Here is a 10465-nt window from a genome sequence, read left to right on the forward strand (position 1 = left end):
CGGTGGTGGAGCAGTTTAAATCTGTTGTTAATCAAGAAGCCTTGAGTGAGGAAGGGTTTCAGGTTAGCAACTTTTTCTACAGTCAGGATTCTTTAATTAATTTTCTCTACGGTCTCAATCCCCTCGATCAAGGTACCTCTGTCAACACTCCTGCTGACAGTCGTCCTCTAATCATGGCCTTCGGGATTGAGCAGTTGGACACACCTCGTCGCATCAATGAGCTAAAACGACTGAATGTCGGTAGAGAATCCCTGTTTGAGCGAGACATGGTATTGATGTTTTGGCTCAATAAACCCCAATTTTTGGATGAGTTTCGCCTCCGGGCTCCGGATTTCTGGGATTGGCGGGAGCAGATTGTGGAATTTCAAACCCATCCCCCCCTGGCACGGTTATTTTATCCCTATCTGGAGTGGTTAATTGCCCAGAATTCTTATCTCAAGTTTAGTGGCGTGATGCAGGTGCAGCGCCAAGTGGATATTTTTTTGGATCAGGTCTATATTTCCCTCAAGGCTGAACGTCAGAAGCTGGTGGTTGATAGCTCCGATGCTAGGCATTTATCTAAAGCTAATTTATCTAGCCCTTCGATTCGGGTAGATCAGTTTGAAAGGATAACTCAGGATATCGATAGTTCTAGCAGTACTAAAACTATTCCGGAAAAGGTTGATTTAGCGAAAGCCATACAGGATAGTCAGTATAGCGTGATTTTGGGAGACCCTGGTGCTGGGAAAACCACCCTTCTGAAATATCTAGCGCTCCATTTTGCCACCGCTCAACGGGATCACCAGGAAACAGTATTGGCAGGGGAAGCTAACGAGGATTTGGGGCAAACTCGCTTACCGGTGTTCTTTCGGATTGCTGACTATGCGGAACGGTTGGCAACCCAATCCGACTTGAGCTTGCAACAGTTTCTTAGGGAATTCTCTGAGCAGTGGCAAAGTGAAGTAACAAATCAGACTGATAACGAACTGAGCAATAGCCCCCTAAATCCCCCAATTCTGGGGGACTTTGATAGCATTTCCCCCCAAGATTGGGGGGTTAGGGGGGCACAACCAAGTAAACTTTGTAGATCCGATAAGACTACAAGCATTTTTGAGCATTTGCGTCACAAACTCCATAGTGGTATGTGTTTGGTGCTGTTGGATGGCTTGGATGAAGTGTTTAATCAGGATATACGCCAACAGATAGTTAACCAAATTGAAGAGTTTGTTACCAAATTCCACAATAACAAATTTGTGATTACTAGCCGCATTGCTGGCTATCGGGAGGTTAAATTAAGCCAACGGTTTTCCCATTTCACCATTACTGAAATGGAACCGGAACAGGTGGAGCGGTTTCTAGACCGATGGTGTCTAGCGGTGGAGAAAGCTCAAAGGCCCGATGCTAGTCAGCACTATTGGCAGCAGGAAGCCGATCACCAAAGTGGGGAACTTAAGGAAGCGATCGCAGCCAGTGAGGGAGTCAAGCGTATGACTGGCAATCCCTTATTGTTAACGATTTTGGCATTAATTCACCGCAATGGCTCTCGCTTGCCCAATCAACGGGTAAAACTCTATGGATTAGCCGTCCAGACCTTGACCGAAGATTGGCAATTGAGCAAAAAATTGCCTGGTGTTGAGACCGTAGTGCTCAAAGAAAGTCAGGTGATGGCACTGTTGGCTCCCTTGGCTTACTGGATGCATGAACACAAACCCTCGGGATTAGTCAGTGAACCAGAGGTTAGGGAAAAACTAGCCGAAATCCATGGGGAGTTGAATGATGAAGACCCGGATTCCCAAAGCGTGCAGTGGCAAATTAATGATTTTTTGCGCAGGGTCAGGGAAACAACCGGTTTGTTTGTGGAACGTGCCCCTGGTAGTTATGGGTTTATGCATCTGACCTTTGAAGAATATTTTGCTGCTCGGTATATTGCTGATAATGATGTTAGTGAGATTCTCGATATTATTAATCAGCATCGATATGAAGCCCGTTGGGATGAACCAATTTTGTTAGCCTTAGGGTATTTGGGGAGTGAGAATCCCAGACGGATTAATAAGTTAGTTCCAAAGTTGTTTAAACCCTTAGATGACTATCAGCCTAAGATTGACCATGGGGAAATTAAGATTAGAAAAACATCATCAAAGGGCGTTGGTGATTCTAAGTATGATTTTGCCCCCCTAGCCCCCCAATTTTGGGGGGAACAAAACTCTCAAAGTCCCCCAAAGTTGGGGGATTTAGGGGGCTTGAACAACACCAAACAATCGCGCATTCATACTTCAATTCAGCAACGCCCATCAAAGGATGTGGTTTTAGTTTGGCCAGTCTTAGGGGAAGATTCAACGGTTTCATACCAAGAGTCACCGTTGGTATTGCAGGATTTACTGTTTGCCGGTCAAGTTTTGGCTGATGTTGATGTCAACAGTAAGATTCGAGCTAGGGTGATTCAGCAGTTAGTCTGGACTTACTTGGGGTTAGATGAAGACTTTGAACATGAAACGATTAAGGAATTATTGATCAGGTTACGGAACCTTGAAAGATTTAATCAGAAGGATGAAGTGATTAAGTTTCTCCAAGAAGCGGCTAATAATTTAAAGCTAAGTGAAGAGAGATGGGTAAAGACTCAGTTAGCAAGTTTATACGTAGCTTGTGGTCAAGCTGGAGAAACCTTAGTTAGTGCTGTACATGAATTTATTAAACAGTTAGTTAACCAAGCAGAGCCTAAGCTATTGGATAATTTGGTAGATTTGGTGACAGAACTAGGGGAAGATATGACCCCAGCTCTGGAAGCAATTAGACAAGATTCGATTCGGGATCAGGCAAGTCAACAAGCCATAGAATTTGTAACAGCACTGTCTTACGTCCGCCCGGATAACTATGATCAGGCTATTGAAATTTTAGAGGAGATTAATCAACAGCCAGATAGTCCAATCAAGGTTTACATTGCTTGGGCAATAGCTACCTGTTATCGGAAAAAGGAGGACTATGAGAAAGCGATCGCATTCTACCAAGAAAGCCTTGACATCAATCAGCAGTTGGGTAACCAGAAGAATGTAGCAAAGTTATGGTATTGGCTGGCTAATTGTTATCGACTATCCGGGAACTATCAGCAAGCGCTGGATTGTCAACTCAAAACCTTAGCCATCCGTCAGCAGCTTGATGACCAATCAGATATAGCATTAGCTTACTATCAACTTATAAAGATTGGGGTAAGTATGATCAAGCGATCGCATCCTACCAACAAAGCTGTAACCTTTATCACCAGTTGGATAAACAAAAGAATGTCGCCAATCAGTGGTATTGGCTAGCTGATTGTTATCGAGACTGGGGCAGATATCAACAAGCGGTGGATTATCAACTCAAAGAGTTAGCCATCCGTCAACAGCTTGATCACCAAACAGGTGTAGCATTAGCTTACTATCAGCTTGGTAGAATTTATCAAGTTTGGGGTAAGTATAAAGATGCGATTAAATCCTACCAACAAAGTCGTGAGCTTTATCAGCAGTTGGATAAACAGAAAGATGTTGCCAATTTGTGGTATTGGCTAGCTGATTGTTATCGAAACTGGGGCAAATATCAGCAAGCGGTCGATTGTCAACTCAAAGATTTAGCCATCCGTCAGCAGCTTGATGACCAAACAGGTATAGGAAATGCCTACTATCAGCTCGATAGAATCTATCAAGATTGGGTTGACACTCCCCGACCTAAAGGCGCGGGGATTCTTGGTTCAACGAGGCAGCTTGCTCAACCAGGCCGGAGCCAGGAAGAGTAGAGGCCGCTTCTCCCCAAGCGTTTGGATCGACGTTCCCGTAGCGTGACCTACGGTCAATCCCAGTTCCGGTGTGCCCCACCGTACTTAAGGCTCGCTTCAGAATGTTTATTGCGGCATTATGGTCTCTATCTAACTGGCAACCACATTGACAGGTATGGGTTCTAGTTGATAAAGACTTTTTGATTACTTTATTGCAGTTAGAGCAGTTTTGGCTGGTATAAGCAGGATTTACTGCAACAGTTATCTTGCCGAACTTAGTGGCAAAGTGCTCTATCCATTTTCTAAATTGATACCAACCTACATCATTAATCGACTTGGCGAGACAGTGGTTTTTGAGCAGATTTTTTACCCTCAAGTCTTCATAGGCGACCAGGTCGTTAGACCGGACTACGCAACGCGCCAGTCTCTTGGCGTGTTCTTCACGTTGCCTACTTATTTTGAGGTGTGTCTTACCTAGTTTATTAATAGCTTTTTTACGGTTAGCAGAGCCTTTCTTTTTCCGAGAAACCCGGCGTTGATAAAACTTTAGACGTTTTTCGCCTTTCCTGTAAAATCTGGGATTAGGTTCGACATGTCCGTCTGAGTCAGTGTAGAAATCTTTGAGTCCTACATCTAACCCAACAGTGTGTCCAGTTTTTTCTAGTTCTTCATAATTATTAACCTGAACGCAGAACTGAACATAGTACCCATCTGCTCGACGGACTATCCTAACCCTCTTGATTTGCTTTTTGTCAAAGCGCCACAAGTCCCATGTACCCTTAAGCTTAAGCTTTCCGATCCCTTTATTGTCGGTAAAGATGATTGACTTTTTGTCTGGGGACAGTTTCCATCCAGACTGCTTATACTCAACCGAACGAGAGTGTTTCTTAAACCGGGGATAGCCTTTCTTTCCAGGAACCTTTTTCTTGCAATTATCAAAGAAGCGAGCGATTGATGACCATGCCCTTTCAGCACTAGCTTGACGGGCAGTAGAGTTCAACTCATTGGCAAACGGAAACTCTTTAGCCAAATCTTTGCTATATCTGCTTAGGTCGTATCTATTAACCCCTTTGTTGTCCATCCAATAGCGAAGGCAGCTATTACGGATAAATTTAACCGTTCTGATCGCCTCATCTATTGCTAGATATTGTCTCTGTTTGCCGTATGCCTTGAACTCTAGAATAATCATCACTTATCGACCTCCCGCTATTAATTTATTATACAATGACTAGGATAAAAGTTCAAAAAAAGCTGCCCTATGAGGACGGGACTTTAGACCCCATTTTTCGGTAACAGCCAACGCCTCCTAGCCAGAAATACTCCAGATACAACCGTTAGAATTTAGAATTTAGAATTTAGAATTTAGAATTTAGAATGGAGAATTGGGAACAGTATAGCGGTTTTCAGCATAATGACGTACAAATGAGGTACACAGGATTGTTCCCTGTTCCCTGTTCCCTAACTATGAATAGAGTTGCAGTATTTGGCAATGCTGGCGGTGGCAAATCGACCCTCAGCAAACGTTTAGCCGAAATAACTGGATTACCCCTGGTACACCTCGATTCCATGAAATATAGACCGGGCGGTGCTGAGGTGCCCCATGCCGAGTTTAAAGCCGCCCATGATCAGCTCTTGCAACAGGAGCAATGGATCGTTGATGGATTTGGCTCACTCGATACGGTGTGGCAACGGCTAGATGTAGCCGATACCCTGGTCTATCTGGATATGGCTGTGCTGCGACATTACTGGTGGGTCACAAAGCGATTTGTTAAAGGTCTTTGGGTGCCACCGGAAGGCTGGCCTGAAAATAGTCCCCTAGTACAAGGCACGCTGAATTCCTATAACACGGTCTGGCTGTGTCATAAAAAGCTAACGCCCAAGTACCGGACTTATGTGGAAGCGGCTAAAGCAACAAAGCAGGTTTACCATTTGCGATCGCCCCAAGAGGTAAAGCATTTTTTGCAAACTATGGTTACAGAATCCTTTGAAGGCAATAGGCAATAGGCATGCTAGCAATAGTAAAGAGGGTTTTAAGCGACTGCATCAAGATAGGCAATCAGTGTCAAAGAATACTATACATTATAGGTATGAAAAAGGCTATAATTAAAAGCTTAAATAATTTCTAGATATCTTCAAGTCTCCGTTATTTGCAATAACCGACTGGCATTAATAATCGCTAATAGCCTTGTTGTTCCCCTCTCAGCTAAAATTGAGATAGCGACTAAAGATGAGCAGGAGATGGGGTCATGATTTATGAAGTTATCCTCAGTAGAGAAAACGATAAATATATTGCTCGTGCCAAAGAATGGCCGGAAGTCATGGTTGTAGAAAATAGCCGTGATGCTGCCATCAATCAGCTTAAAGCTCAACTACTTGACTATCTAACTAATCAGGTTGAAGTGGTTGAAGTTGACATTCCCCTACTAGGCAAGACAGGAAATCCTTGGCTGGATAAATTTGGATGCTTTAAGGATGACCATACTTTTGAGGATCTACAAGCTGAAATTGCTGCCTATCGGCAAGAAATCGATCAATAGATATTGATTTTCCCAATTCTATCCCCTGATTGTCTATAATATATTTGTCGATTGTTATCGTTACTAGGAATGTCACCATGACGACTTTAGTAAAAACTCAGAAAATATACGATGAATTTATTGATTTTGTTGCTCAAGGAACTAGCCCAGAAAGTGTGACTAAGTTTCAATTTTCGGAAGCTACAAAGGAACAGATATACGATTTAGTGGAACGCGCAAAATTAGGAGATTTATCCCCATCTGAAAAAAATGAACTCGAACAGTTTTTAGTGGTCGAACATCTGATTAGATTAGCGAAAGCTAGAGCTCATCAATACCTTAAATCTGTGTCTTAGTATAGAGAGAAGTATATATAAATAAATTAATTATGCCTCGACACTACATGACTAAAGAACTGAAACGATTAGTCAGTCAGCGGGCTAAAAGTTTGTGTGAATATTGTCTGATTTCTGAACAGGATAGTGGTGGATGTCAATTTGACCACATTATCAGTGTCAAGCATGGGGGTGAAACGAGTGCGGAAAATTTAGCTTATGCTTGTTTATATTGTAACCTCAATAAAGGAACAGATTTAGGGTCAATTATTTGGCGCACAGGTGATCTGGTGAGATTTTTTAATCCTAGACGAGATCCATGGTCTGAGCATTTTCGTCTTGAGGGTGCAATGATTCAATCTTTAACAGATATTGGGGAAGTCACAGCCATAATTTTGCAGTTTAATAGTAGCGATCGCCTCTTAGAAAGACAATTGCTGATTGAAGTAAATAGATACCCTTCACCTGATGCCTTAAAACAAATGAAAGCATAAATAAAATAATCTTCCTTAGGTGCGCTTGACCCATGAAGAATTAAATTCACCACGGGTCGCAGCTAAAAGCACCGATTGCGCGTAGCGCATATGCTTACCTTTGTATAGGCTAAACTTTAAGTAACTAACTAATCGACCCCTAATTATGATGATGGAGCTTTCCCGTCAAGTTATTCCTCCCCAGATTACCGATATTGAGGCTAGACAAGATTTTTTAAGGTTACTTGTTGAGCGAATGCAACAAAACTCTATTCCTTCTAATTCTCCTAAGTTTACACGAGATATGTTGCATGAACATAGTTAAAAGCTTAAATAATTTATAGACATCTTCAATTGTCCCTTATCTGCAATACCCGACTAGCATTAAGAATCGCCAACAGAGCCACTCCCATATCGGCAAATACAGCTTCCCAGAGAGTTGCTACCCCCATGGTACCCAGGGCAATAAAGACGACTTTCACTGCCAAAGCAATAATAATATTTTGCCAAACAATACCTAGGGTTCGGCGGGCGATGGCGATCGCTTCTGCTACTTTAGAGGGAGCATCGGTCATAATTACCACGTCGGCGGTTTCGATAGCAGCATCTGAGCCTAATCCCCCCATAGCTATGCCCACATCAGCACGAGCAATTACTGGTGCGTCGTTGATGCCATCTCCCACAAATGCAGTTTTATGGTTAGTTTGGTTTACTGCTGTGAGGATTTTCTCTAAAGCATTCACCTTATCCTCTGGTAATAGTTCCGCTTGAAAATCATCTATCCCTAGGGTTCGAGCGATAGTATTAGCTATGGTTTGACTGTCTCCTGTCAGCATCACAGTTTTAATCTGCTGTTGTTGCAGTGCTTGGATGGCATTGATAGCATCTTCTTTGAGTTCATCGGCAATTAAGATACGCCCACTGTATTTACCATCCACAGCTAAGTGAGCTACCGTACCATCAGCCACACAGACATGATGGGAAATCCCCTCTCGATGGAGTAAGCGATCGTTTCCTGCGATGACAACTTTTCCATCAATTTGGGCGAGAATACCGTGTCCCGCAATTTCTTGATAATTTTCAACCTTAGAACTGTCAATCGGTTTGCCATGAGCTTGTCGAATCGATTTGGCTACGGGATGATTTGACCCAGATTCTACATGAGCAGCTAATTCTAGTAATTGCTCTTGACTCAAACCATTGTGGGTAATAATATCGGTGACTCGAAAGTTTCCTTGAGTAAGGGTGCCAGTTTTATCAAAGACGACGGTTTTCACCTGAGTTAAAGCATCTAAAAACGTAGAACCTTTAATCAAAATACCGCGCTTGGCTGCCCCTCCAATACCGCCAAAATAGCCCAGAGGAATACTAATGACCAATCCACAGGGACAGGAAATCACCAACAGCACCAAGGCTCGATAAGTCCAGGTACTGGCGCTTGCTCCCGAAATTAGCAAAGGTGGTAACAGGGCAATTGCTAGGGAAAGAAAAACTACAACGGGTGTATAGTAGCGGGCAAAGCGAGTAATAAACTTTTCCGTGTCGGCTTTTTTGCTTCTGGCGTTTTCCACCAAGTCCAAAATTCTGGCAATAGAAGACTCGTCAAAGGGCTTAGTAACCCGAATGGTTAGCCCTCCAGACTGGTTAATCATCCCTGCTAACACCAGATCTCCTGTTACAACGGTACGGGGCACTGATTCTCCTGTGAGGGCAGACGTATCCAGTTGGGAACTTCCCTCAATAATCTCACCGTCCAGGGGAACTTTCTCCCCAGGGCGTACCCGAATTATTTCCCCAACAGCAACTTGATCAGGGGAAACGGTTTTTATCTCGCCGTTAACTAGCAGATTAGCAGTATCGGGACGCACTTCCAGCAAGGCTCGAATCGAACGACGCGATCGCCCCACCGCAGACCCCTGTACCAATTCCCCCAGCTGGTAAAACAACATCACCCCCACTGCTTCCGGTAGTTCGTGAATAGCGATCGCGCCTATGGTGGCAATGGTCATCAAAAAGTTTTCGTCAAAAATCCGACCCCGCAGGATATTTCGCCCCGCAGTGGTTAGCACTCCCCAACCACAGAGTAAGTAAGCAGGAATCAAGATGGCATATTCAGCTATGCCAAAAGGAGTCTGATCTAAACTATCTTGAAAAATCAGTCCGATTAACAAAAGGGGAGTAGCGATCGCGACCGCTCTTAACTCGCGCCACAAGTTAAATTCATTCTTTCCTTGACTGTTCCCGCAGCAGTGATCATGGGTTGTCACCTCCTTTACTTGACTGTTCCCGCAGCAGTGATCATGGGTTGTCACCTCCTTTCTTTGACTGTTCCCGCAGCAGTGATCATGGGTTGTCACCTCAGCAACCGCTTCAACAGAATGCCCAGAGTTGCAGCAGTCTTGATGATGATGGAGTTGTGCCATAGCAATACCTACTGTGAAAATCTCCTGAATATCTGAAATACTATTCAAATGAAAGATTATTCAAATTATATAGTAAGTAGCTGTGCCAAATAAATTATTGACAGCATTTTTTTATTAATATGAGGTACACAATATTTTTTCCCTCTTGCCTCTTGCCTATTGCCTATTGCCTCTTGCCTATTGCCTCTTGCCTATTGCCTCTTGCCTCTTGCCTATTGCCTATTGCCTATTGCCTATTGCCTATTGCCTGCTCCCTGCTCCCTGCTCCCTAAAACCCAGATATTTGTACCTCACAAGTCTTATAATTGCTATATCTCTGCTCAATAATCAACCTTCATCAAGGTGTTGAGCTACCTCTCGATATAAAGTCACAATATGTTCATCGGCAAGGCTGTAGTAAACGTTGCGACCTTGACGGCGATATTTTACTAGCTTTTGCGATCGCAAAACTCGTAGCTGATGAGATACTGCCGATTCCCCCATTTTTACTATCGCTGCTAAGTCGCAGACACAAAGCTCTTGCTGTGCCAGGGCTGAAAGCAACTTTAGCCGATGGGGGTCGGAAAGAACGCTAAAAAACTCTGCCATCTGTTGCGCTTTTTCCGTTGCTAGAACCTTACTCTGCAACTGCCACACATTATCTAGATGAACTAGGGACTCATCACAGCTTGGAGCATCAGAAGAGTGGACAGTTGGTTTATTTAAGGAACTAGAATCAGTCATGATGAATTACATTTACTATTTAATCTCTAGATCTATGATAATATAGCGTTTACCGCAGTTATGAGGTACAGTTTTCTTTTACGTTGATTCCCTGTTAGGTGCCCTTGACCCATTAATACCGAGTTGCATTCAAAGAGAGTAGATTAGTTGGATAGGGAGATGGGGAGATGGGGAGATGGGGAGATGGGGAGATGGGGAGATGGGGAGATGGGGAGATGGGGAGATGGGGAGATGGGGAGATGGGGAGATGGGGAGATGGGGAGATGGGGAG

General features: G+C 43.6%; 10 protein-coding genes and 2 pseudogenes. 9 read left to right on the forward strand and 3 right to left on the reverse strand.

What is annotated here, in order from left to right; genetic code table 11:
* The first annotated feature begins 452 nt into the window (after positions 1-452).
* The 3 genes and pseudogenes from BJP37_RS28260 (at position 453) to BJP37_RS42955 (ending at position 3745) form a co-directional block, all read left to right on the forward strand.
* Positions 453-3281, forward strand: coding sequence for a tetratricopeptide repeat protein (locus BJP37_RS28260; RefSeq protein ID WP_229415603.1), 2829 nt, complete (start codon positions 453-455; stop codon positions 3279-3281).
* Positions 3188-3505, forward strand: a pseudogene (locus BJP37_RS42950) (tetratricopeptide repeat protein); the annotation flags it as partial. The gene BJP37_RS28260 and the pseudogene BJP37_RS42950, both read left to right, overlap by 94 nt.
* Positions 3506-3745 carry a hypothetical protein gene (locus BJP37_RS42955; protein ID WP_229415604.1) on the forward strand — a complete coding sequence of 80 codons (240 nt, stop codon included), beginning with the start codon at positions 3506-3508 and terminating at the stop codon, positions 3743-3745.
* On the opposite strand, the gene BJP37_RS28270 is transcribed toward BJP37_RS42955, so the two are convergent.
* The gene (locus BJP37_RS28270) at positions 3678-4913 is read right to left on the reverse strand and encodes an RNA-guided endonuclease InsQ/TnpB family protein (protein WP_075903828.1); all 1236 of its coding nucleotides are present in this window, start codon (positions 4911-4913) and stop codon (positions 3678-3680) included. The two genes, BJP37_RS42955 and BJP37_RS28270, sit on opposite strands and share 68 nt — an antisense overlap.
* A gap of 275 nt (positions 4914-5188) precedes the next feature.
* On the opposite strand from BJP37_RS28270, the gene BJP37_RS28275 reads away from it, so the two are divergent.
* The 5 genes and pseudogenes from BJP37_RS28275 to BJP37_RS45200 all read left to right on the forward strand — a co-directional run.
* Positions 5189-5728, forward strand: a complete 540-nt coding sequence (locus BJP37_RS28275; protein ID WP_075903830.1) for a P-loop NTPase family protein — start codon at positions 5189-5191, stop codon at positions 5726-5728.
* Positions 5729-5970: 242 nt separating this feature from the next.
* Complete coding sequence (locus tag BJP37_RS28280; RefSeq protein ID WP_075903832.1) at positions 5971-6261, forward strand: hypothetical protein; 291 nt, start codon at positions 5971-5973, stop codon at positions 6259-6261.
* A 77-nt stretch (positions 6262-6338) separates the two neighbouring features.
* Positions 6339-6596 (forward strand): hypothetical protein, encoded by a 258-nt coding sequence (locus tag BJP37_RS28285; protein WP_075903834.1) that lies wholly within the window; start codon positions 6339-6341, stop codon positions 6594-6596.
* 32 nt (positions 6597-6628) lie between these two features.
* The gene (locus BJP37_RS28290) at positions 6629-7069 is read left to right on the forward strand and encodes an HNH endonuclease (RefSeq protein WP_075903836.1); all 441 of its coding nucleotides are present in this window, start codon (positions 6629-6631) and stop codon (positions 7067-7069) included.
* A 160-nt stretch (positions 7070-7229) separates the two neighbouring features.
* Positions 7230-7373: pseudogene (locus BJP37_RS45200) on the forward strand (antitoxin family protein); the annotation flags it as partial.
* A 25-nt stretch (positions 7374-7398) separates the two neighbouring features.
* Here the strand turns inward: BJP37_RS45200 and BJP37_RS28300 are convergent.
* Complete coding sequence (locus tag BJP37_RS28300; protein WP_081431363.1) at positions 7399-9471, reverse strand: heavy metal translocating P-type ATPase; 2073 nt, start codon at positions 9469-9471, stop codon at positions 7399-7401.
* A gap of 119 nt (positions 9472-9590) precedes the next feature.
* On the opposite strand from BJP37_RS28300, the gene BJP37_RS40205 reads away from it, so the two are divergent.
* Complete coding sequence (locus BJP37_RS40205) at positions 9591-9743, forward strand: hypothetical protein (RefSeq protein ID WP_158069808.1); 153 nt, start codon at positions 9591-9593, stop codon at positions 9741-9743.
* A 55-nt stretch (positions 9744-9798) separates the two neighbouring features.
* On the opposite strand, the gene BJP37_RS28310 is transcribed toward BJP37_RS40205, so the two are convergent.
* Complete coding sequence (locus tag BJP37_RS28310; RefSeq protein WP_075903840.1) at positions 9799-10194, reverse strand: ArsR/SmtB family transcription factor; 396 nt, start codon at positions 10192-10194, stop codon at positions 9799-9801.
* Positions 10195-10465: the final 271 nt, after the last annotated feature.

It is taken from the genome of Moorena bouillonii PNG (assembly GCF_001942495.1).
GTDB lineage: Bacteria > Cyanobacteriota > Cyanobacteriia > Cyanobacteriales > Coleofasciculaceae > Moorena > Moorena bouillonii.